The sequence below is a fragment of the Bacteroides sp. AN502(2024) genome (genome assembly GCF_041227145.1).
GTDB lineage: Bacteria > Bacteroidota > Bacteroidia > Bacteroidales > Bacteroidaceae > Bacteroides.
Genome location: NZ_JBGFSP010000003.1, coordinates 1,659,208 through 1,683,864, shown reverse-complemented (window position 1 = coordinate 1,683,864; position 24,657 = coordinate 1,659,208). Strand labels below are relative to the sequence as shown.

At 40.7% G+C, this 24,657-nt stretch carries 20 protein-coding genes and 1 pseudogene; 7 read left to right on the top strand and 14 right to left on the bottom strand.

All coding sequences use genetic code 11. The features are described 5' to 3' along the window. The first annotated feature begins 30 nt into the window (after positions 1-30). The 4 genes from AB9N12_RS06570 to AB9N12_RS06555 all read left to right on the top strand — a co-directional run bounded on the left by AB9N12_RS06570 (position 31) and on the right by AB9N12_RS06555 (position 4,463). Positions 31-1,182, top strand: a complete 1,152-nt coding sequence (locus tag AB9N12_RS06570) for an IS4 family transposase (RefSeq protein WP_369888970.1) — start codon at positions 31-33, stop codon at positions 1,180-1,182. 284 nt (positions 1,183-1,466) lie between these two features. Further along, positions 1,467-2,447, top strand: coding sequence for a glycosyltransferase family 2 protein (locus tag AB9N12_RS06565; protein ID WP_369890749.1), 981 nt, complete (start codon positions 1,467-1,469; stop codon positions 2,445-2,447). Positions 2,448-2,458: 11 nt separating this feature from the next. Further along, entirely contained in the window at positions 2,459-3,433 is a 975-nt protein-coding gene (locus AB9N12_RS06560) for a glycosyltransferase family 2 protein (RefSeq protein ID WP_369890746.1), read from the top strand. Between the two features lie 118 nt (positions 3,434-3,551). After that, positions 3,552-4,463: an alpha-1,2-fucosyltransferase gene (locus tag AB9N12_RS06555; protein WP_369890743.1), complete on the top strand. Its 912-nt coding sequence runs from the start codon at positions 3,552-3,554 to the stop codon at positions 4,461-4,463. A gap of 20 nt (positions 4,464-4,483) precedes the next feature. Here the strand turns inward: AB9N12_RS06555 and AB9N12_RS06550 are convergent, their stop codons facing one another. The 3 genes and pseudogenes from AB9N12_RS06550 to AB9N12_RS06540 all read right to left on the bottom strand — a co-directional run bounded on the left by AB9N12_RS06550 (position 4,484) and on the right by AB9N12_RS06540 (position 7,236). Then, positions 4,484-5,275, bottom strand: a complete 792-nt coding sequence (locus tag AB9N12_RS06550; RefSeq protein WP_367745358.1) for a family 6 glucosyltransferase — start codon at positions 5,273-5,275, stop codon at positions 4,484-4,486. A 263-nt stretch (positions 5,276-5,538) separates the two neighbouring features. Then, a pseudogene (locus AB9N12_RS06545) lies at positions 5,539-5,754 on the bottom strand (IS66 family transposase); the annotation flags it as partial. Between the two features lie 975 nt (positions 5,755-6,729). Then, positions 6,730-7,236 carry a hypothetical protein gene (locus tag AB9N12_RS06540; protein ID WP_369890739.1) on the bottom strand — a complete coding sequence of 169 codons (507 nt, stop codon included), beginning with the start codon at positions 7,234-7,236 and terminating at the stop codon, positions 6,730-6,732. Between the two features lie 380 nt (positions 7,237-7,616). On the opposite strand from AB9N12_RS06540, the gene AB9N12_RS06535 reads away from it, so the two are divergent. From AB9N12_RS06535 to AB9N12_RS06525, 3 genes are all read left to right on the top strand, one after another. Next, entirely contained in the window at positions 7,617-8,489 is an 873-nt protein-coding gene (locus AB9N12_RS06535) for a glycosyltransferase (RefSeq protein ID WP_367745360.1), read from the top strand. 164 nt (positions 8,490-8,653) lie between these two features. Then, positions 8,654-8,848, top strand: coding sequence for a hypothetical protein (locus tag AB9N12_RS06530; RefSeq protein WP_369890736.1), 195 nt, complete (start codon positions 8,654-8,656; stop codon positions 8,846-8,848). Between the two features lie 45 nt (positions 8,849-8,893). Beyond that, entirely contained in the window at positions 8,894-10,447 is a 1,554-nt protein-coding gene (locus AB9N12_RS06525; RefSeq protein ID WP_369890734.1) for an ATP-binding protein, read from the top strand. Positions 10,448-10,538: 91 nt separating this feature from the next. Here the strand turns inward: AB9N12_RS06525 and AB9N12_RS06520 are convergent, their stop codons facing one another. From AB9N12_RS06520 to AB9N12_RS06470, 11 genes are all read right to left on the bottom strand, one after another. Continuing rightward, positions 10,539-11,150: an HU family DNA-binding protein gene (locus AB9N12_RS06520; RefSeq protein ID WP_369890732.1), complete on the bottom strand. Its 612-nt coding sequence runs from the start codon at positions 11,148-11,150 to the stop codon at positions 10,539-10,541. Between the two features lie 1,000 nt (positions 11,151-12,150). Beyond that, the gene (locus AB9N12_RS06515) at positions 12,151-12,675 is read right to left on the bottom strand and encodes a molecular chaperone Tir (RefSeq protein WP_369890730.1); all 525 of its coding nucleotides are present in this window, start codon (positions 12,673-12,675) and stop codon (positions 12,151-12,153) included. A gap of 1 nt (position 12,676) precedes the next feature. Beyond that, positions 12,677-13,510 carry a macro domain-containing protein gene (locus AB9N12_RS06510; protein WP_369890729.1) on the bottom strand — a complete coding sequence of 278 codons (834 nt, stop codon included), beginning with the start codon at positions 13,508-13,510 and terminating at the stop codon, positions 12,677-12,679. Positions 13,511-13,513: 3 nt separating this feature from the next. After that, positions 13,514-17,068, bottom strand: coding sequence for a type I restriction endonuclease subunit R (locus tag AB9N12_RS06505; protein ID WP_369890727.1), 3,555 nt, complete (start codon positions 17,066-17,068; stop codon positions 13,514-13,516). Positions 17,069-17,086: 18 nt separating this feature from the next. Next, positions 17,087-18,415 carry a restriction endonuclease subunit S gene (locus AB9N12_RS06500; RefSeq protein ID WP_369890725.1) on the bottom strand — a complete coding sequence of 443 codons (1,329 nt, stop codon included), beginning with the start codon at positions 18,413-18,415 and terminating at the stop codon, positions 17,087-17,089. 2 nt (positions 18,416-18,417) lie between these two features. After that, positions 18,418-19,434, bottom strand: coding sequence for a YhcG family protein (locus AB9N12_RS06495; protein ID WP_369890723.1), 1,017 nt, complete (start codon positions 19,432-19,434; stop codon positions 18,418-18,420). Positions 19,435-19,436: 2 nt separating this feature from the next. After that, positions 19,437-21,452, bottom strand: coding sequence for an N-6 DNA methylase (locus AB9N12_RS06490; protein WP_369890722.1), 2,016 nt, complete (start codon positions 21,450-21,452; stop codon positions 19,437-19,439). Between the two features lie 71 nt (positions 21,453-21,523). Further along, a complete protein-coding gene (locus AB9N12_RS06485) occupies positions 21,524-22,525 on the bottom strand; it encodes a helix-turn-helix transcriptional regulator (protein WP_369890720.1) in 1,002 nt (333 codons plus the stop codon). Between the two features lie 49 nt (positions 22,526-22,574). Continuing rightward, complete coding sequence (locus tag AB9N12_RS06480; protein WP_369890718.1) at positions 22,575-22,814, bottom strand: hypothetical protein; 240 nt, start codon at positions 22,812-22,814, stop codon at positions 22,575-22,577. 239 nt (positions 22,815-23,053) lie between these two features. Further along, on the bottom strand, positions 23,054-23,476 hold the full coding sequence (mobA, locus tag AB9N12_RS06475; RefSeq protein WP_369890717.1) for a conjugal transfer protein MobA: 423 nt from the start codon (positions 23,474-23,476) through the stop codon (positions 23,054-23,056). A gap of 280 nt (positions 23,477-23,756) precedes the next feature. Further along, positions 23,757-24,224, bottom strand: coding sequence for a DUF3408 domain-containing protein (locus AB9N12_RS06470; protein WP_369890715.1), 468 nt, complete (start codon positions 24,222-24,224; stop codon positions 23,757-23,759). Between the last annotated feature and the right edge of the window lie 433 nt (positions 24,225-24,657).

Sequence of the window (24,657 nt, the reverse complement as noted above, 5' to 3'; positions counted from 1 at the left end):
AGTAGCAAGCTACCAACTCATCTACTTCCTATGGCAAATATAACACTTTTCGCACAGGTAATATCACATCTCCCGAAAGAAAATATCAGGAAAATCATAAAATCTTCGGGGTCAGACAAGCATTGCAAGGGCTACAATACATGGAGTCAGTTTGTTAGCATGATTTTCAGCCAATTCTCAGGATGTGATTCAGTCAGAGATATCTCAAACGGGCTGAAATCAGCCACCGGCAACCTCAATCATTTGGGAATCAACCGTGCACCATCCAAGTCAACGGTAGCATATCAGAACGCCAACCGAGACAGTTCGGTTTTTCGCGGCATATTCTACTCGTTGTTTCAGTATTTCGGACAGCAAGCCCTATGGCAACGAAGAAAGTTCCGTTTCAAGATGCCGATAAAACTGCTCGACTCCACATTGGTGTCATTGACTCTGTCAATATATGACTGGGCACATTACACTACCACCAAGGGGGCGGTCAAGATGCACACGCTATTGGACTATGACAGTCTTTTGCCGGAGTTCGTGAATATCACCGATGGCAAAACCACCGACAACAAAGCTGCTTTTGATATTGAGTTACATCCGTATAGTATTGTAGTAGCCGACCGAGGCTACTGTGACTACTCATTGCTGAATAATTGGGACAGCAGCAACGTGTTCTTTGTAGTGCGTCATAAAGACAATATCCGGTACAAAGCCATAGAGGAGTTGCCTTTGCCTGAAAAACACGCTCAGAATGTACTTATTGACGAAATAATCGAGTTCGAACTCTCGGCGGCCAAATCCAAATATCCCAAACGTTTACGTCGCATCGCAGTATGGAACGATGAACACGGTTTTGAAATTGAGTTACTCACAAACAACTTCACATTGGCAGCATCAAGCATAGCGGCTCTGTACAAGGCTCGGTGGAACATAGAAATCTTCTTTCGCAACCTCAAGCAACTGCTACGCATCAAGAGCTTTATCGGCACATCCCGCAATGCCGTAGAGACCCAAATATGGACTGCTATGACTACAATGCTGATTCTGACATGGCTAAAGCACATCGCAAGATACAAATGGGCATTGGCTAACCTTGTGGTCACGCTCCGGCTGAACACATTTACCAAAATCGACCTCCAAAAATGGCTTGATCAACCATTTACACCACCTCCCGAAACCATCGAAAACGATTAGGGGGGATTGATTTTGAACTCTCGAGGCTATACTTAACAGTATAGTCAGTTAGCTCATGCTCAAAATTTATTTAGGACAATATTGTGGAAAACTATACTAGTAAGTTGCTGATTGCAAAATAACCCATTGAATTTCTCTTTTGTCTTTTCAGATTATCTGTATGTATTATTAATAATGGTTAATTGTAGGCGTGAAATTCTGCTCTATTTGTAAACAATCTCTTTTTAGATACTTCCTATGGATATTATTCCTTACTTTTGTAAATAGAAAATGAATATTCAAATATGGAATCTCAATACTTGGTTAGCGTTATCATTCCAGTTCATAATACAGCTCCGTATTTGCGACGTTGTATAGAGTCTGTACGTAATCAGACGTTGAAAGATATAGAAATCATATTAGTGGATAATTCGTCGACCGATGATTCTCCTTCTATTTGTAATGAATATGCTAATATTGATTCTAGAGTAAAAGTGTTACATCTTGATGAGGCAGGTTTGTCCATAGCTCGTAATGCAGGAATTGAAATAGCGACTGCTCCATATATTGGGTTTATAGATAGCGATGATTATATTGAACCGACAATGTATGAAAATATGTTGTCAGTCATGGTACAGAACAAAGTTTATATGGTATATTGTAACTTTTACTTTGAGTATGAAGATGGCCGTATAGAACAAATGTATCCTAATACAGGTGATGTGTATGTACGTACTAGTCAAGACGTTCAGCGAGATATTATTTTTGAGAGAGTAAGTAGTTCAGCCTGTACCAAACTTTTTGATAAGATTTTTTTTGATTCTTATCGTTTTCCTGTAGGTATGTTTTTTGAGGATCATGCGACTATTTATCGCTGGATAAGTATTTGCGATAAAATAGTTTGGATTGATGCTGCTTATTATCACTATATACAGAGAGGTGATAGTATTTGCCATACAATCAATTCTATAAAACGTTATCATTATTTCTTGGCTGAATATCCAAGATTGGAGTTTGCAAAGGAGCGGCGGTTATTTGAAGGCAGAGATTGGTTTGATGCTGTCAATATGATTGTGGAAAATTGTTTTAATCATTTTCAAGATTTTATGAAAGATCCTAATCATCGATTGTATCCTGTTGAAATTAAAGATATGAGGAATAAGTTGGGTAGATGGCGTTTTTTATCAAGAAAAGAATTGTCTTCTAAATATTATAAACGATTACGTAAAATAACTTATTTTTGGCCGATTTATTATTGGACTCACTTTGCCAAGAAAAAGAATTAAAAAATGATATAATGGAAAAAGAATACCCTTTAGTTTCGGTTATTATTCCTGTTTATAATGCGCATAATTCGATAGCTAAAACGTTGCAGAGTGTTATTAATCAAACGTATAATAATCTTGAAATTGTTGTAGTAAATGATGGAAGTACAGATGATAGTTTAGATATAATAAAGACGTATGCGGCTGAAGATCCCCGGATTGTTGTATTTAATAAACAAAACGAGGGATTAGTGCAGGCGCGTAAATCGGGTATAGATATTGCTACTGGCAAATATATCCAATATTTAGATAGTGATGATATTATGCATGTGGATGCAATAAATAGGCTGGTTACTAAAGCAGAGGAAACGCAAGCGGATATGGTAGTGGCCCCTTTTATGTTTTGCTATGATGGAGAGTTGCATAAATCAACTTTTTTTGATTTTGTAGAGTTGTCAGGTGTGGAGTTTTTGAAAAATATTCTTTTAAAAAAGGCTTATTGGTGTGTATGGTCAAAATTTCATCTTCGATCATTATATCAGAATGAGATAGAAAGACCAGATATATCATTTGGTGAAGATGTTGTTCTTTCCACACAATTATTGCTATACTTACAAAAAGTCGTTTCAGTTGATTATATAATAATTGACTATAATTTTACCAATACGTCAATGTCACATCCCGCGAATTTTGATGATAAAAAGTATAGGGACTTTGTGAATTATACAATATGGATTGAGAATTATATTGATAAAAAGGGGTTGAGGGAAGAGATGAAGGAAGCACTTGCTCATTTTCATCTTGAAAATGCTTTTAGAAGAATTTATTGGAAACGTTTTGCCAATATTAGGAAGGAAATGAAACGGCTTGTTAATGAAATAGAATCCTATCCTTGTTTAATAAATAGCTTGTCAAAAAGAGAACGTAAGATTGTGAATGCTTATAGAGTATCAGGTCTCTGGGGAGATTTGAAACTTAGATATTATAATATGCGCCATAAACTGTAATGTGTTAAGATAAATTAAGATGTTGAGAGATAAAGCATATATTGTTTATCGTTTATAATCTAGCAGGTTGGGGTATTTGAATCTGTTGCGGTAAGTTGGTAAAATAAGATATAAAGAAATGAGTATTATTAGAAAGTGGCAAAGAAGTTGTTACAAAAGAATGTTGAAGGCTCGCTTAGTTACTCCTAAGGTTGTAGTGTTGATGGATGGTGGTATTTGTTCTCAAATGCTCCAATATTTGTTGGGAGAATTTTTTAGAAAGCGTGGATGTAAGGTTGTGTATGATCTATCCTTTTATAAGGAATGGGGAAGTGACATGGATTATAAATTTGCTCGCAACTTTGATTTGTTGAAAGTGTTTCCTTATTTGGGGCTAACAATTGCAACAGAGTTCGAAATTTCCTATTATAAGAGACATTTTTATTATGTTGGGAATAATACATCGGAATGGATAGATGATTTTTCATTTTTGGAGAAAAATCCTCCTATTTATCTAGGTGGATATTATCATTTGCCGATAAAAATTTGGGTGCCCGCATTTAGGTCTACTTATAGGATCTCATCTGATATATTTGATGAGGGTAGCAAAATGTTAATGTCAGAAATAAAACAGAATATCAATCCTGTAGCAGTGCATGTTCGACGGGGTGATTTAAGTGTTGAAGTTCGAGCGTATGGGAAGCCTGCCTCTGTGAGCTATTTTAAAAGGGCTGTTGATTATATGGAAAAAGAGACTGTTACGCCTTTTTTTTACTTCTTCTCAGATGAGCCGGAATGGGTGGCATCAGAACTTATTCCCTATCTTGAATTTGCAAATGAGAATTATAAGGTGGTGGATATAAATGGTTCAGATAAGGGGTATATGGATTTGTTTTTGATAGCTTATTGCAAGCATCAGATAACAAGTAAAGGTACTTTGGGGAAGTATGGTGCTTTATTGAGAGATAGTTCAGATAAAATTGTGATTCTTTGTGATGATAAAGTTGAATATCAGTGGAAAGGAGTTTTCCATAATTCTATATTTCTATAATATAGAGGTAAATTGAGCGACTAATCGGCTAATTTAATTTTTTGGCAGATTAGCTTAAGCTTTACCCATAAAGAATTTTTTCTTCGCAAGAATTCGTGTCCGCCATATTCAGGTTTGTTTTTGTCTCGAATGAGAATAATTGGTTCAAAGGGAAGGGACCAGCCTTCGGGGTATAGATATGCGGGCGGCAATGTAATGGCTGGTGGATTATCTAAGAAATATTTATTGATTAGAGATTCGTCGTGCCAAATTGGTATTATATGGTTTGCGGCATCCTTGTCAACCCATGAACAAATTGTTGTACAGAGCTGCAGATAGGATTCTGTACATCCACCCGAAAGGCCTCCTGCATAATAATATAGACCTTTCCCTTCTGGAATATAGGCGGTAGAAATAACTCTTCGTTCGTATGTAAATTCGGAGTTGGGTTTATTGTAGAATCCAGGATGTATAGTTCCTAGTAATCCGTTGCTATCCGAGGATGGTAGCATTTCTTTGCCAATGGGACAGGTGAATAACAGATTAGCATTGAAGAAAAATAGATAGTCGGTTTCTCGCTCCAATTGTTCCTTGATGCGAAGGAATGTATGAAAACGTTTTAATGTATTGTCAGGCCATCCTAAATTCTTTTGTTTGATCCGGTGAATATGCTCATTATTCTCTTCGTCGTATAGTTGCGGACTATCAGTAAATACATAATACTCGATAATGAAAGATTGGTCTTGCATGAAATAACGTTCTGCGCTTAGATAAAAGTCTTTCCAAAAAATGTCATATTTGCCAGTACAGATATATAATATACCAATTCTCATTTTATTTATTGTTTTGATTCATATTATTGGCAAATATATAAAGATTTATTCTATATTATTTGTTTGAGGTGTTTTTATTTTCTGTGAATTACCAGTAGCAGGAGCTCTTTTAAAGTAAATTCTATTTGTTTTTGATCATGAGTGTCTTGCAAATGGGTAGTAAGCATTCGGTGAACTCCGTCTTTTTTCTATAGTTCTTACTCTGTATCTTTGCAATTTTGTCAGTTTTTCTTTGGGAAACTTGCAAACCATTCAGAGACGGTTTAGAGTTTCTGAGATTTATTTACTTTCCAGTTGTGAGGTAGGAGTTCTGCTAAATCTTTACTATAATCGTTGTCATAGGCGTGTATATTCTCCAGAACGTATACGAGCCACTTACGGAAGTTTACCTCATCCGCTTTACAGCATCCCATCAACGAATAAATCACTGCGGCACTCTCGGTCGCATCGTCATTGCCACAGAATAAATAATTCTTTCTTTTCAGAGTTTGGTTGCCATATTGCGCAAGAGATAAGGGGAAAGGCCTAAAAGAGTTGCTACCCAATTACTGGAAACAGAGAAAATCCAAAGAAATCTAACAATACTCTAATGAAAAGCATATTATAAACAGAGAATCACTATTAACTTATTAACCTGAGTTCGGGATTATAGCTTTTGGAGTAGACGGGATTTACCGAAGGGGTACCAAAAATCACGAGCTTTCAAACCGCTACTCTCGTAACGGGAATAGATAACTTCAAACGATTTGAGATTCCACATAACTTTTTTGGGCAAAGGTGGTACGCAAAAAAGCAGGGAAAAACGGGGGCACCGAGTGCTTGCGTAGCGTTTAACACTTAAATAAAAATCCTTCCAGAACATATCATATTCCCAGTGCAAACATATAATATATCAATTCCCATGTGTATTGTTTTAATTTTAGACCTTCGGTTTTGTCTATTTGAGAGTGTTATTTATATTGATTATACTAAAAATAAAGCAGTAAGTAGTAGTATTGCTAGTAGTATAGAAATACTTACGAATATTGAGTATAAACGTTTGTATTTTCTGTATTTTGGTTTATAGTCTGTTTTTTGTGCAAGGGCTATTAAAGGTTTTTTATATAGGTCAAGGATGTATTGTAAATGATAGCATAACCATTGGTCTTGTTTTTGACCTAGGTAATTAAAAAAGAGAATAAAATAGTATATATACCCTGCATAGCCTTGACTGTTATTGTCAAATATCGTCCGAAAGAATGATTCTCTGGTGTCAAATCCTGCTTCTTCGAGATTGCTGCATGGTTTCATTCCATGGAAATGGATAAGCTTAGCATTCCCATTAATTCCCCAGTACGGTTTCCAGTTATATTCAATAGGTAGAATTTCCATGTCCTCGAAACACAACTCGTTTAAGTACCCTTGATCAAAAAGTCCTGCAGTAGATCTTTGCTTTTTTTCATCATCTCTACAAATTACTGATATTTGACTCTCATTCCTTGGATGTTCATGACTAATATTCCAGCATTGAAATAACTCATTCTTTTTGTATCACGTTCAAATTCGGGAGCAGCAGCTAAATAAGCAGGACGAGGTAGATCTTTTAGCAATATATCATCATTAAAGATTATGTCCATATCGGTGTATAATACATATTCATCTTCTTTTTCTATTATAGGAACCTCCATTCTCATGAATGTGCCGAATATTCGACTATATTCTATATCTTTTCCAAGTTCTGTTTCCATCCATTCGTGAGAATATATTTCCATTAGTTCCTTTTTATATGGTAATTCATGAATAATGATTTCAACTTTAAATCTTTTAAGTAGGTTGTAAACAGGATCTCCAATTTTACCATCATATAGGCAAATTAATCGAAGAGATGTGTTTGTACGAGCACTAATTAAGGTAACCTTTAACATGCTAAAGTAATCTTTTCTATTGACAATAGGGTCTGTCAAACAAATATAGCATTTCATAATTTATAAAACATGTAAAATAATTTACACTAATATGTTTCGCAAAGCTATCATAACTGTAAGTTATACAATAGTCCTCGCCAAACTGTTAGAATTGTATTGTATCTTACAAAAAATAAACAAAAAAAACTTTTACTAAGAAGTTTTGATAAATAATTGTGATATGTTAGGATTTTCTTTTCTGGAGAATTGAATTCGAAGAGTTAATGATGGACGTATTCTATATTTATCTGTTAGCTTTGGAAGTCTGGAGTTTTTTTATTTTTTTAAATCTAAGTTTGTCCTTATAGGATTTTATTCTTAGTTTTGTGAACTATTTTTTATGAGTTAGAGATATTCGTATAAAAGTATCTTGATATATAAAATTGATTTGAATAAATATGATTTCTATTATAATATGCAGTAGGTTTCAATCCATCTCTAAGGAATTGAAGGATAATATTGAGAATACGGTTGGGGTTATTCATGAGATTATATGTATTGATAACAGCAAAAGTCAATATGATATATTTAGTGCTTATAACGAAGGGGTCAAAAGGAGTCAATATCCACTTTTATGTTTTATGCATGAAGATATTTTACATTACACTAGTGATTGGGGAAAGCTTCTGATAAATCATTTCAGAGATTTGAAAGTAGGGCTTATTGGAATTTCTGGACCACGTTTTATTAGTCAAATACCGGGTATTTGGTGGGGACCTGGAAGTACAGATGCAGGAAAGGATGCAATTTGCCAGTATTCTATTGATACTAATAGGGCTGATCCAACCATTACTTATAATACTTGTTTTAAACCCATTGCAGATGCGAAAGCCATAGAAGTGGTAGCAGTGGATGGATGTTTTTTTTGCATGAGGAAATCTGTTTTTGATAAAATAAGATTTGATGAAATAAATTACAGAGGATTTCATTTTTACGATATTGATATCTCATTGCAGGTTTATATGCTGGGGCTGAAATCATTATGTGTGTATGATATCCTAATAGAGCACATTAGTAATTCAAAACTAGATAATGAATGGTTGACTAATGCACGAATATTTTTCACAAAATGGAAGGACTGTCTGCCGATAGTAAATTATCCAGTGTCAGCAAAAGAAAGAAGAGTATTAGAAAAGAACAATCTTCAAACTATGAATTATATTATTAATGAGAATAATCAAAAGCCTAGTCGTTATTATAAATTCTCAGAGAAGCTATATTTATTGCGATACTGCTGTGATAAAAAAATGCTTCAGTCACTAATCTATTAGGTAAAATGTGTCACTTTATGTTGAGTGGAGCACGGCTTTTTCATTTAAGAAATATTGTTTATCGCTTGTTATTGTAGTAAAAATCCTTATATTCGTGTGCTGCGATGCGGAAGCATCGCCTTAGGTGTTTCTTCTTATCGTTCATTTTTTAATTTTTTTCTACTTTGCGAGTTGTATGTCCGGTAACTACATCAGACGTTTCTGATTTTACGGTAGGTGGTTATACCTTTGAAGTAGGTGGAAAGAATAAATCGCAGAAGCAGGTGCATGATGTAGAGAATGCGTATGTTGTGAAAGATGATATTGAGTATGGAATGCGTAATGTGGTTCCTCTTTGGACATTTGGTTTTTTATATTGAGATGGTATATGTATTTGTACGATATGAACTTAAACAGATTGAAATATGAGTGGCAAGATTTACCCTATCGGCATACAGAACTTTGAAAAAATTCGTAAAGGTGGCTATTTCTATATTGATAAAACTGCATTGATTTATCAATTGGTGAAAACCGGGAGCTACTATTTCCTGAGTCGTCCGCGCCGTTTTGGCAAAAGTCTGCTTATTTCTACGCTTGAAGCCTACTTTCAAGGAAAACGGGAACTCTTTGAAGGACTGGCTATGGAGAAGCTGGAAAAAGAGTGGATAACGTATCCCGTATTACATCTTGATCTGAATACCGAAAAATATGATACTCCGGAAAGCTTGGAGAATAAACTGAATGGGGCGTTGGTGGAATGGGAGAAGATATATGGTGCGGAGCCATCGGAGAAATCCTTGGCTATGCGTTTTGAGGGGATTATTAAGCGTGCTTGTCGGCAAGAGGGGCAAAGTGTGGTGATCCTAGTGGACGAGTATGATAAACCAATGCTACAGGCTATTGGTGATGATGCTTTGCAAAAGAGTTTCCGTAATACATTGAAAGCTTTTTATGGCGCATTGAAAAGTCAGGATGGCTGTATTAAGTTTGCTTTGTTGACGGGAGTTACCAAGTTCGGTAAAGTCAGTGTATTCTGTGATTTGAATAATCTGAATGATATTTCAATGTGGAATAAATATATAGATATTTGTGGTGTGAGCGAACAGGAACTATACGATAATCAGGATGCCGAACTTCATGAATTTGCCAATGTGCAGGGAGTGACGTATGAAGAGATATGTGTCCGGTTGAAAGAAATGTATGATGGCTATCATTTCACTCACAATTCCAAAGGAATGTACAATCCTTTCAGTCTGCTTTTAGCTTTTGATAGGAATGAGTTTAAAAGCTACTGGTTTGAAACAGGTACTCCCACTTATTTAGTGGAGTTGCTGAAGAAGCATCATTATGATCTACACCGAATGGCCCATGAAGAAACCGATGAACAGGTACTGAACAGTATAGATTCTGAATCTACCAATCCTATTCCGGTGATTTATCAGAGCGGATACCTCACCATTAAAGGATATGATGAAGAATTTGGTATTTATCGTTTAGGTTTTCCTAATCGTGAAGTAGAAGAAGGGTTTGTCCGTTTTCTCCTTCCTTATTACGCGAACGTCAATAAAGTGGAATCTCCCTTTGAAATTCAAAAATTTGTTCGTGAGGTGCGTGCCGGTGATTATGAATCTTTTTTCTGTCGCCTGCAAAGTTTCTTTTCGGATATTCCCTATGAGCTTGCACGCGAACTGGAGTTACATTATCAGAATGTGCTTTATATCGTGTGTAAACTGGTTGGTTTTTATGTAAAAGCAGAATACCATACGAGTGAGGGTCGTGTGGATATGGTATTGCAGACCGATAAATTCATCTATATCATGGAATTTAAATTGAATGGTACGGCGGAAGAAGCTTTGCAGCAGATAGAGGATAAACATTATGCTCGTCCGTTTGCAACGGATTCACGAAAGCTTTTCAAGATTGGTGTGAACTTTAGTGCTGAAACAAGAAATATAGAAAAGTGGTTGGTGGAGAATTGACACGCCTCCGAAATGGATATAAAATATTCATTTCTCATAGTTTCATTCGCGAATAGGCCTTAATTTGGCTTATTTCTCATGCCCGTTGAACTCATTTCTCATAATGCCCCGGAGCTGGTACATAAATAGGCTGTGTGGGTTTGCCGATATTCTGTAAGTTACCCTGTGCTTTCAGACGACGAATCTGTCTGCTGGCCATGCTTTGGGTAAAACAACAGAGTGACTGCATATTACTACGGGTCAATACAGGATGGGTTGCAAAATAGGCAGTGAGTTTCTTGTCAATCTCTTCTTCTGAAAGGGACGCCGAATGTGGCTTGTATTTCGAACGTCGTAAGTGAGTACTCATACATAAACTTTTTAAATCTCTGTCGGCCTGGAAGTTAATAGATTTTAGCTTCACTTTGTCTGCGCGAGTGGCAAGCGAATGTACAGGTTCGGTAGCCTGTAATGTAATTTGGAAATAGCCGATTCCATCCAGATGTATTCGTTCTCCTTCACGTAGGTGGTTTCCCATACATCTGCTCAATTCCATTAGCATGGCTTCTACTTCCGCTTTCCCGAAAGTAGTTGCCATATGGATTTCTCTTGCCAGCTTTTGAGTGGTCACATGTTGAAAATTAACCACCCGCGGGTGATAACTAGGTTCTTCTCCTTCTTTCTCCGGTTGGGGATTCTTATAAAACTCGAATTGTATTGCCATCTTTGTTCTAATTTAATGGTTGTTTATATGTTATATACCTGATGCGCTTATCACATCTTGCCTTTATTCTTTTATTATTCAACCGCCATCCTGATTGTTCCACTACAGTGAACGGTTCTTTTCACTCTAGTAGACATATCTTTTTACTGTAGTGAATAGGCCTGTGCACTGTAGTGGAACGGTTGGTATGCTCTTTCAAAGATACGACATTATTAGATGAAAAACAAGTAATTAACTAGTTGTTTACATGAAAGAAATAGCTAGATATTTGGTAAGATAAGCTTGGTGGATAAATAGGAGAATAGCTGTAACTGACTATGAGAAATACCCTGAAATAGTATGAGAAATAGCGTTTTTTTTTTGAAAAAAACGTGCAAATAATTGCAGGATATTTAGAATCAACAAGTTCAACAAGGAAGGCAAAAAGAGGGTAATGACAAGGCAACAGTTCTTATTTCAGCATTTTGCAATGCATTACATTCAAACAACTCTTCACCTGCAAAGGTAATACTATTCTGAGAATTGACAAAATTGGGAATGCCCAATGTTTACGAGAAATGTATATAATGTGCCTCCGTGTGTTCACAAGTAAAGTCCCTCTCCAAACGCGCTTGCTCAAAATCCTGTCATATGTAACCCGCTATTCCGTTGCCATGGAGTGGTACGCTGCCAATGCCTTCAATCATCTACGCCGTGAGGTTATTCCCAACGGCCAAAGCAGAATATGAAAATGGAAGCCCAAGCGCAGACATGGCACATCTGCCGCTGTGCAGCCGACATTCCCATGCAGACCACACCCCGCTTTCAGGCAGTCAGGTAGCCGCACCCTCACGCAAGAACACATCACCCTGGCAACCTATAATCCGGCGCAATCCATCACCGCCTACCGCTCCCTGCCGCTCTCTCTACGCGGTGCCGCAGGGGTATAAACACAACAAGCCCCCTCGAAGTCCGAAGGGGCGTATGTCAAGGTAATGCTCTGATGGTTCAGATCAGAATACTATTGATTGGCTTTATCAAAGGCGTCTTTAACACTTTTGTAATCCCAGTATAATGTGCCATTTTCCCACTTCTGCATGGTTGCGTGGACTCCTGTCCAACGCACAGATTCAGGACAGAGATTACGATTAACCGAGGTACTATTGTACAATACGATTATTTTTAAGCCATCACGCACAGCCTTATCGCACTCGTATTCAATATAACTTTTAAGACTAACACTGTTGCCGGAATTACATGAACTCCAATAACTTGAATAGGAACTACAATGTTGACAACTACCCGCTGTCAGAGATTTTGTTTTAGCACCAACGACTAAAACAAATGTTTTAGAAGCATCCATCCTAAGACACAGACTTTTTTTGATGGAACAATTCTTGCTGCCATCGTTGGATTGATGCAAATCGTGAGCGTTCGTAAAATGGAGTCCCCAATATTTGCTATCATTCCATTTATACAATTGGTCAATGGCATCTTTATCGCCGGTCCAATCTCCGGCGATGTAAGTACGAGTTCTGTACGTCATATTACTTTGATTTTAGTTCATAAATGTTCATACTATTCATTATCTCGGGCATGAGGCATATTGTTATAGGCTGCTTAATGTGGACTCCACTCATTTTCAAAGTACACAGTAAACATTTAGCGAGCGAGAGATTATCTTTATGTGGAGTGTCAGTAAACCGAGTAATCCCAGAGCCGAGTAAGGGAATGTATATAGGTCGATTTGCATAAACTCTGTTTATCTCTTTCCACATAGTTATTAAACATTTCTCGAAGTCGGCATGAGATAAAAAAGCATTGTTATTATCGTCAAAGTGAGTAAAAGCAAGAAGAAGATACTCGTTGTTGTATGGGATTATTCTGCCGAGTGGAAATTTCTTTCTACCCTGTTTTGACGTTGGGTTTAAACCCTTGACATCCGAAGCAGTTTCGATACATTGTTCAAGTTTTTTTAAGTCATCCTTAACGTATGTATCAATGAAATACCCATTAAGTGAACGATGAGCTATTATTATATCGTCAACTACGGTATCAAACATTTCGTTGAACGGAATTAAACGCCACCCATCTTGCTCGAAGATATCAGCTTGCTTTATTTTAACCTCATTGTCGCCAATACTCAATTTTAGTCCTTTGTGAACAAGTAAATGCTTTGATATAAAAGTACACACCGTCAAGAATATAAATATGGCGAAAATAATAGCCAATTTCCACAACCAAGGAATACTGTTAACGCAATCAAGGTCAAGAAACCCAGAGACCTCTGCTATGGTTTGTAGAGTTGTCAATAACGCAAGACTGACAGTAACACTATCTTTCCAACGAAGTTTACTATTTAACCAATGGAACTTTATCATCGCTCAATTATTATAATATTCTGACATTTCGAGTTCGGTGGTAACTTGCGAAACGATGTATATGTACATCGCTACTACGATGTGGGTGGCACCGATCAGGTCTTGTTCGGTGGCGGTGTTGGCTTCGTGTGCCTCCGTATTGCGCCATTGGCGTAGGTTTTCGAGATACTGGCTGAACTGCTGATAAACCGGTTGCGGATTATTTCGCAGTCCTCGGAGAGCGCGGAACGCAAAGACAGCATCCTTGAAAGTGGCGTTGCGGCCTTCTTCCGGTGCCTCAATCTGCTGTCCGTTCATCAGATAGTATAACTTTTTGAGGAACGGTTCGTAGTGGCTTACAAGGCTGTTAAAATGTCGGCGACGGTCAACCAAGCGCAGGTTCTGTGCGCGGTACACTTGATTGAGTGAATCCATCACAATATCATTGATACCGTCAAGGTTTGAAATTGACGGTGCCTGAATAACTTTCAGCAGTGTTGACACGACTTCTGCGAGTGGGCGGATGTAGCGATACAATTCGGCAAATGTGCCGTCCATCACGTTGCATATTGCCTGATGCAGAGCATTTATGTCGAGTGGCAGATTTCGGTCGGCCTGTGTGTTTCGTGCAAGCAGGTCGGCAACGCCTCTGACAAATTCTTTGGAGAAATTCGAGCCGGCGTGTACTTCTGTAAGCAGGGAGAAGAATTTGTCTATTTGCCCTCCGGCCTTAGTCATAATCTTATCAATAATAAGGCGCGAGAGTGATTCCGGGCTGTTATTTGCACGGAAAGCGTTTATCAAGTCTGTATCTACCTGCAATTCATCTACGATATTGCGGATTATCTTGTCGTTTTCATCAAGATATCCCTCCCAGGGTTCATTAACGATGTTTAGAAGCTCTTGGAGCGTTTTGGTTTCATCAGCGCGAGGAGTGTTGATGTCTCCGATGCGTGAAGATTGCAAGGTCGTGTCCTCGTCTTCGAGCTGTAAATTACCCTCGAAGCTCATTTGCAGACGGAACTTGTTAAGGTCAACCTTTTCAAGTATTTCCATCGGCAATGTCTCTTTGGTGTAAGGCAAAGCCTTATACAAGACCTTATAGAAAACGTAGTGACGCTCGAGGTCAGGGTCAATGAACTTCATAAGTTGAGCCATGAAGCCATAACTGCGAATATAGCGGTTAATAAGTTTGCGAAACTTGTCTTTGTCGGCATCAGCCATCGGCTCGACACGCTCATCGACTATGCGCTTAACCATTGAGGGTACTGAGGCGGCAGTAGTCCTGTTAAGCAATGCCCTGACGATATTTTCTTCTTCTGCGTCGTTATAGACCTTATACTGCTCTATCTCATTGACAAATGAATAGAGGCGTTGCACATCAACGTCGCCCTGCAATTCAGTTTCTTTATAATACCGCTGGAATGCTTTCAGAACATCGTCGGCGCGATTACGGAAGTCAAGAACCATTGTGTCCTCTTTAAGCGGAGGGAAGCAACGGTTCAGACGGCTGAGAGTTTGAATACATTGGATTCCGCCAAGCATTTTGTCAACATACATCGTATGCAGTAACTTTTGGTCGAAGCCGGTCTGGAATTTATCAGCGACAATGAGTATCCTATATTCCGGTTCGTTAAAGATGTCGCGGATGCGGTTGTCTTTGATACCGTAGCCGTTCATCTTGTCCTCGGTGTAGCTGACACCGTCAAGCTCAACGGTGCCGGAAAAAGCAACAAGGGTTTTGATTACTCCGTTGTAGTCCTCGGCTATTATCTTGTCAATGATTTGCTTATAGCGGACTGCCGACAGCCTAGAATCGCTGACAACCATAGCTTTTGCCTGACCGCCTATTTTATGGATGGAGCTGCTGAAGAAGTGTGCGAGCATGACGCGAGCTTTCTTCTCCATATTGTAGGGGTCTTTGTTCAAGGCTTGGAGAATCAGCCGGACAGCTTTACGCTCCTCATACTCTTTAGAGGCTTCATCTTCAGGGAGGCCACTCTTGGCAATGTACTCATACATTGTGTCGTAGGTGGTGTAATTCTGCAACACATCAAGTATGAATTTTTCTTCGATGGCTTGTTTCATCGAATAGTAGTCATGCGCGCGCCATTTACCCTCGGTGTTTTTATAGCCGAAAAGTGCATAGGTCTTATCTTTGGGGGTGGCTGTAAATGCGAAATACGAGATATGCGACATTTCCTGACGCATAGCCTGTAAAAAGGCAAGCATGGCATCCATTTCGCTTGCGTAGTCATCCGCCCCGAAACGCTCTGCATAGTTGCGCAATTCCTCGTCGGTGGAGAGTGCATTTACAAGGTCTTTGGCACTCTCGTTGCCGATTGCCGTGTGTGCTTCATCCACGATGATAGCGTAGCGACGCGCCTTGTCACGTTTAAGGTGGTCAAGAGCATAACCGAATTTCTGAACCGTGCTGACAATGATTCGGTTGCCGTCATTGATAGCGTCAGCGAGTTTGCGCGAGCCACGGCGGATGTCGGCCACCGTACCGGCTTCTGTCTCGAAGTGGTTTACATCCTCGGCCATATTCGCATTAAGCACTATTCGGTCTGTTACCATAATGATGCTGTCGAAAATAGACCGTGTATCGCGGTCGGTAATGTTGGCAAGCTGATGTGCGAGCCATGCCATTGACTTGGTTTTACCACTTCCTGCCGCGTGTTCAATCAGGTAATTTTTACCTGCTCCGTTTTCTCTCGCCCAGTTACACAGGTTTCGAACCGCCCGCAACTGATGATAACGGGGAAAGATGGTTACATCTTTTTCCTTGCCGGTTTTCTCGTCGCGTTCCTTGTATTGTTTGATAAAGTGCTGCAAGATATTCAGCAAGCTATCGGCTTGCCATATCTCTTTCCACATATAACAGGTAGGATAGTCGCTCTCAACAGCCGGATTCTTGCTGTTGATATTGAACGGCAGAAATGTCGTAGCCTCGCCACGCAGCGTTGTTGTCATAAACGCATAGTTGTTATCTACGGCAAAATGCACAAGTATGGTTTTGAGCAGCCTGTTTTGCGGATTGCGGTCGGTGCGATACTGGTGTATGGCGTTTACATACGTTTGGTCGGTCTGCTCATTTTTCAACTCGGCGGTGATGATGGGTATGCCGTTGACAAGTATTGCAAGGTCTATCTCGTTTTTATTGTCGGGCGGCATGTTGCTGTAACGCATCTGACGCACTACCGAAAAACGGTTTTGCATATATAGCTGCTGAAACTCGCTTTCTGCGTCGTCATATTCAGGCTTGAATTGCACGAGCTTCAGTTTGATGCCCTGTATGTTCAATCCCTTGATGAGTAAATGCGAGAGCTTCGCGCCTTTGTCAATACGGTTGTTATACTCCTTGACAACAGCTTCAAAGGCAGCGTCCTCACTACCAAAGCGCTGCACAAGACGTTGCCATTTTGGTGTCTGCGCCTCTATGAATCGGCGCAACATGTCACGGTCGCAAAGTGCGTCAATATCGAAATCGGCAGCAGTGCGTTGGTTGTATAGGGGGCTATCGGCAAGATAGTCGGCAATATGCTTTTCAAAAAATGTTTCGTTCAGTACACTCATTTCGATTTGAATTTGAGGTTAGCAAACTTTGATTTTGCCTGTTACGGCTTCGGTGATAACTGATTGTTTGAACTCTCGGAGCAGTTCTATCGCGCGTTTAGCCTTGGCAATAGCAGAGTCAATGCGAGAACATTTTTTTTCGAGATAGTCTGATATTGCTCGTTGTTCTGTAATATGTGGTACAACTATCTGTTGATGACCTAACATTGTCCTACTCATACGGTGCATTGTGGCACCGCGAGCCTCCAAATTAGCATGTTCAGTAAACCGACTGTTATTCAGATAATATACGAGATATGATTTATCATATAGTTCAGTATCAGGCCTGAAAATCACATTATCAACTGAAGTAATAACACGGCTATTTAAGTCCGGTAATATACAGGCTCGTCCAATAGGTTCATTCAATCTTGAGATAAGAATATCTCCTGAGAATACCTCTGTACATCCGAGCTCATGAAAAGTTTCTTCACTGATATATCCCGCACCTTGTTCCTTATATTCCAACACGCCCACATTACCCGTAGTAATATAGCGAATGCCATCTTCAGTAATTACATCGCTTTCAATCCAATCTCCATCAATAAAGCAACATCCTTCTTTATTCGCTGTATATTTTAGAGGCATCGCCTCCCAGTGTTCGGGGATTTTGCCTATCCAGTCGATGCCGGAATCTTTGAGCGGAACATCGGGATTGAGACCGCGAGTTACTGCTTCGGTAATGATGCTCTGTTTCAGCTCCGAGAGCAGAACGATTCGCCGCTCTTGGGTGGCAATAACCTTATCAATGCTGTCGCACTTTCTGTCAAGATATGCAGCAATGGCTTCCTGTTCGGCAAGAGGTGGAATAGCAACATCAAAATTTCGCAAGTCTTCCATATTCATCGCAGGGAATGTTGCGGTTCGAGTTGATGACTTGCAAAATTCATCTATCAAGAAAAGATAGTAGAAGAAAAACTCCTTGAGACAGCTATGCCCCAACGATTTACGAATCTTTAGATTCGTAAATCGTTGATTCGCAAGCGAATCAACAATTAGCATTGCATGCTCTCCAATAGTCGCTGTTGTCGCAAGAATAAAGCTGCCGGCTTCAAAAAGCCCCTGTCCTTTTACAGCTTCCTCTGTTACATATTGCTTGGCTTCATTCAAAAATCGGCCGGAGTCTCGAATGTCTTCCATGCGATACCATGGAATTGTTCCGTCAGTCCAGAAATCTTGATTTGCTTTAGATGGAGTATATCCATTTCTAAATTCACAAACAAACCGAAGTCTTTTCTTCTCCCAATGACTTGGCATATCGCCAATCCACGGAGTACCCGATGGCTTATAAGATGCGTATTGCTTCATGGTCAATCCTCCTCTGATGTTTGGTTGTCCTCAATTTCTTTCATCTTTTGTTGCAGGAGTTTCTTATCCGGCATACAAAGTTGGTATTCCGCCACAAGCGTAGGGGAAAGAGAGCGGCTCAAAGCATATTCAACTACATCATTATCCTTATCTTTACAGAGCAGGACTCCGATGCTCGGATTCTCCTTAGGTTTCTTAACATCACGGTCAAGTGCCTCAAGATAGAAATTTAACTGTCCCAAATGTTCGGGCTTGAATTTCTCCATTTTCAGCTCAAATGCGACAAGGCATTGCAATTCGCGGTGATAGAACAGCAGGTCTATTCTGAAATCGCTTTGCCCCACTTGCAGCCGGTATTCCTGATCAATGTAGATAAAGTCTTTGCCAATCTCCAATATAAAATCCTTCATCTGGCTTATCAAGGCAGCTCGAAGTGAGTCCTCATTTCTGATGGTCTTGCCGGCAACAAATTCAAAAACATAATTATCTCTAAACACGGATTCTGCCTCGGGCGCCAATTCTCTCACCACCGGCGAGAGAATTTTGGTGTCGGATAATGACCGCTCATAAAGTGCGCTGTTTATCTGTCGTTCAAGTTCTCGTTTTGAGTAACGCTCAGCGATACATTTTGTGAGATAAAAGTGCTTCTCCTCGGGAGTTCTCGTCCGGCTAAGGAGTATAAGATTATTCGTCCAACTGATTTCTCTCACCAGTGGTGAGAGTTTTGGCTCGTTGACGTATGTTTCATAAAATTGCTTCATCCGCCAAAGGTTTTTATCGGAGAAGCCTTTTAGGTCAGGGGCAGTAGTAGAGATATAATCGGCCAACTGCTTCACAACGCCGTCGCCCCATTCCGCCGACGCTATTCTTTCAGAGATATAGCGTCCGACATTCCAATATAGGTCTATAAGGGCGGTATTAGCCAGACGTAGCACTTGGTTACGAGCATTGCTGATAAGCCGGGTAACTTCAGCAAATTGTGCAGTTATGTCGTCACGCTGTTTGATAATATTGCTCATAATCATTCTTCGGTTTTAAGTTCTTTGAGTTCAGCGTCGAGTTCGCGGTCGAGGGCGAAGAGCTTATCGAGGATTTCCGAGCGGTTGCGCAGCGGAGTATAGACGTAGAATAGTTTTGAAAATGGGAACTCGCAGCCGATTTTGTCTTTGGAGCGGTCCATCCACGCATCGGGAACAAAGCGCAACACTTCTTCTTGAAAATATGTGTCAATGTCGGTCTTGAACGGTATGTTTTCGGTGTCACGCAGAGCCGGGTCGGGAATACGGCCTGATGACGGCTTGCCGGGAATCTCATAAACCTCAGGCGCATTTTCGTTAGTATCGGCGAATGAGCGAAGTTTCTTGATGTAGCCCTTTTGAATCTTTGTCGAGCCAAGCTCCTTAGCGAGGAACGCAAAGAAGTCTGCATCATTCCTACGAGCGTCAATCCCTTTTATTGCTGCGACTTGTGCGAAGAATGGCATATCTTTCTTTGCAAAAGTCTTTTGTGCTATGGCTTCCAAAAGTTTCTCGCCTGTACGCTCAAATACAAGTCGCAACGGACGCTCAACGGTTACTTTGGTATAGAGGAAGTCTTCGCGGTCGAGGAGTTTTGCAACTTCTACAATCTCACCGTTAATCTCGGTCTGCGCACTTGTGTAATTGCGATATAGACTAAGTATTTCACAAGCACCACGCTCGCTGATTTCGTAGCGTTTCTTGCCGAGGTTGCGTTGTAGCAGCGATTGGTACGGCTCTTGATAGCCATTGATGAACAATACCTTGCCACGGTGGGATGCCGGTTTTTTGTTGTCGAGAATCCAAAGATAGGTTTGGATGTCTGTACTGTAAAAGAGGTTTTTGGGTATGGCTATGATAGCATCGAGGATGTCTCGGTCAAGCAACATCTTACGTATATTGCTCCAACCGCTCTCGGCATCGCCATTGAATAGCGGAGAGCCGTTGAGGATAATACCGATGCGAGAGCCGCTGCCGTCCATTTTGCTAATCATGTGCTGCAAGAACAGCAGAGAGCCGTCAGATGTGCTTGGGAGTCCGGCGGAAAAGCGGCCATTCTCTCGCTCGGCTTCCTCTTTGATTGGTGTCTCGAACATCTTCCATTTAACGCCGAATGGTGGATTAGCGAGCATATAGTTGAAAGTTTTACCTGCGAAATGGTCGTCGGTCAATGTATTTCCGACAGCGATTTGGCCATCTTTATTGGCTGCGGCATCACCCATCAGTAGAATGTCACTTTTACAAATGGCGTATGTCTTCTCGTTTTTCTCTTGGCCGAACAGATATACTTTCATGTCTGTTCGGTCGGTAGATTTTTCGAGAAATTCTTTTGCAACAGTGAGCATACCGCCGGTGCCACAGCAGGGGTCGTATATAGAAAAGTGTTGACCGATGGTGTTGATTTCTTTTTCTTTGCCGCACATCACGAGGGAAACCAACAAGCGGACAATATCTTTGGGTGTGTAAAATTGTCCGGCCATTGTGTTGGACGATTCTTTAGACCAACGGATGACTGTTTCAAATGCCGTACCCATCATGGCATTATCCACAACTTCAGGACGCAGGTCGGCTTTGGTAACAAATGCCTGTGTCACCGCAAACAGAAGCCCGGCGCGGTCGAGACGCGTATATATGCGCGTAAGGTCGCCAGCTTCGCTGTCCTCGTGAGTGAAGTTGTTTAGAATATCCTTTACGTTGTCTGTAAAGCCTTCAAGGTAAATCTTGAAGTTGTCGGCAATCTCTTTGGGAGCGGCCAACAAGTTGGATAACGTGAATTTAGAGGTATTATAGAAAGAAAGATTATACTTGCGCATCAGGATGTCAAGCTGTATCTTCCGCATAGATTCAGGAACCTTTTCCAGTTCTTCATCAATAATTTTCTTTTTATCGTGAAGCACACAATCCATACGACGCAGAAGCGTGAAGGGCAAAATCACATTTTCCACTTCCGGGTCTTCGTACACATCTCGGATGATGTCTTTAATATCCCATATAAGGGCGGCAAGCTGTTGGGCGGTCATAACATTATATTTTGAAGTTATGCCGCAAAGTTAAGCATAAAATTCCAATAATAGGCTCAATTTTTCTGCGTCTATTGATAAAAAGCACTCGCGGAATGGAGACGTTCACAGATTTTATGAACTAAACTGTTTGGAGATAAGACTTTTACTGTTTCTCCAAAACCTAAAATCATTTGCTCCAATTCATAGTTCAGAATTACCTTGATAGAGATAATTGCGCCAAATTGATTTTTTTCGACTATGCGTTGTGTACCATGAAGCGGTTTTGAAAGAATATAAGGAAGTTGGGATTGCGAGACAAATAACCGCACTTCCTGCGGTGTATCGCCAATGGAACGAGATACACCTATCATATTATCGAAAAACTCGAAGAAGTCAACCGATTCATTAGTTATATATGTCTTGGGGATAGGAGTTATTTCCCGAATACGGTCGAACGCAAGGTTTGAGATTTCGCGCCGTTCATCATTCAGGCCAAACAAGAACCAACGATTATTATACTGCTTCAAGTAATAGGGGTGGATAATAGCTGTAAATTCATGTTGTGTCCGATAACTAAAATAGCGTATAAGCAACACCTGTCGGGACACGATTGATTGAAGAAGAATAGAGAAGTATTCACGTCCTTTAAGGTCTATATTCTCATCGAAGCTTACAACGTGTCCTACGGAAGTATCAATATTTATTATTGGTTTGAAGCGTTCTATGAGTTTTTCAAGCCACTCAAAACCGGGCATCCCCTCAAAACGGCTGAGAGTAGAAAGAGCTTGGGTCAGGCCGAGAATTTCGGTATCTGTAAGAGGCTTCTTGTATATGGAGAAGTCCTTGTTTTTATATCTGTAAAATATGTTGCGACCATTGCGGATAGAAATCACACTCGCCTCCGGGTATTGTTCTTGTATCTGCTGTAAATCGGTGCGAATGGTATTCTCGGAACTTACAGTTTTAAGTCCATGTTCGCGTAAAGCCTCATTGCATTTATCCATCAAGGCGAGCAACGTGTAGTTGCCATTGCTGCTTAAGCAACCGTCCAAAACCTGTCTGCGGATTAAACCGCCTTTATTTATCTGCATAATAGACTCATTTTTATTGAGGGTATAATGCCACAAATTTACAAAATTTTTAGACACCCCCCGATGTTGATAAAGAAAAACTGTCGTGGTACGGGAATTTCTCGCAGCCAATATATAATGTGTCGAAAGCGTTCGAGCCGTCAGTGCTGTGTTCGAGTAGTTCTTCCTTGGGCTCGGCGAGCTTTTCGCCGGATTTGTCCTTGCGGAAGCCGTTGCATCCACGGCTGACACCAGCAGACTGGATAGCGAGGATAAGGTCTTCATTGTTGGAGCGGTTGAAGAACGGCATAAGGCGTTGCTTACCTGCGAAGCCCTAATCTATTATGTGTGTTATAGTATAGATGAGAAAAATATTGGTACATAGCGCAAAACGTAAGGTAATTTGCCGAACATCAGCAGTTCGGCATAGGTAAGCAATCCGGTATTTGTAATATTTACGCTCTCACAAAAAGCCACTTCATTGACATTACGCAAATCCAAATATAACTTTTTCACACCTCTGCCCCAAATTTCTCACAAATAGAATAATTATTCTACTCTTTGTTCCCACTTAGTCTGCATCTCCCTTGAAAGTTCCACGATTTCCCGGCTTACCCTCACAAGGTCGATGGTGCATTGCTCCAACTTGTAGAGCAACGCCATTGCCTTCTTCTCCGAAAAGTGGCAACGCAATTCCTTCACGACTTGGTTGTAGTTTGTGCCGATGGCGCGGAACTGAGCATGGAAGTCGGACAGCTTAGTGCAGTAATCCACCAGTGTCTTGTCCACCTTCAGCACCTTGAACTTCTGCCCGAAGAAATGCGCCTTGAGAAAGACGGCTTTCGCATACACCTGTGATTCCTCGTACATCGCGAGAAACTTGTTCCATTCCACATCATCGAAGCGCACCATCACGCAGTGCGTCTTCGGGTCCAACTTGGGATTTCTCCCGTACTTGCTCTTCTTTTTCATACTTCTTATTCTTTTAATTTAATGGCTCGTCCATTGTCTAATCTCCGATTAAAAAACATCGAAATTATCCGACTGCGGAGGATAATTCTGCCCACGGCGGTGCAAGGATTTTCAGTTACTTAGAATAATTCGGGTAACTGAAAATATACCTTGCTGTGTCTTTGAGGACACAAGAATCCTCCGCCTGTCGGATTGGTTTCCGGGTACAATAAATTACTTGGGGTATCGGTTCAGCCGATGAAGTGTATCGACCGGCTGAACCGACTTCTCTGCAATCTCCTCAGAGTTTGCGCCACTGCTCTATGTCATTCCGGTAGGCGTCGAGGTGCAGGCGGACAAGGTTTTCGATTAGCCCCGATGCGCTCATGCCCTTTCCTCCGAGGTAGCGGACAACCCTGTCCAGCTCGTCACGCACTGTCTCACTAACGAACACGGGCTTGCGGTTGATAATCTTCGGGACTTGGAGATAGGTCGTGCGGTACTCTTCCAGCGACAGCCTGCGTTGTTTGCCGCTGATGCGTTTCTGCGGCACTGCCGCTTCCTCTGTCACCCCATCTGACGGTTTATTCGCCATAGCGGTCTCCGCTTCTTCCTTGACGGTCTTGACGGGCTGTTCCAGTTCAGCCGGATCCAGACCGATGTTCCTGTAGAAGTCATCCATCGACTTGGGGCTGTAGGATTCCCTGCGTCCCATTCTTTCCACGATTTCACGAGCTTCCTGCTCACTGATGTTTGGTTCTCTTTTCATTGATACTACAATTTTATTAAGTTATTGACTGTGGTCTTGGCAAGTGCCTCGACCGATTATCGCAAGCAAAGTAAGTGGCTATAATCCAGCCGGTCAAGAACTTGGGTTCTGTTCGGCAATTTTGTGTGGTTTTGCTATATGACGATAGAAACATCGGTGCAGACTTCACCAATTTGCCGGATGTGAGTAGCCGGAAGGACAACGGTGCGATTGCAGCCGAGTTTGAATTAAGCCCTCATTCTCACTCTTTCCTCCTTCCTAATTTCCGGAGTTAAGAAGATAAACGCCACCTCCAACCGATGCCAACCTCTACCACCCTGTGCCACATGCTACCGGTAATAGTAAAGTCCATTGTCTGGTGACGGATTCTGTTTTTCTTTGCGTCAAAAGGAATAATGACAGCTAAAAAAGGTGGTGAAAGAATCACGGTACA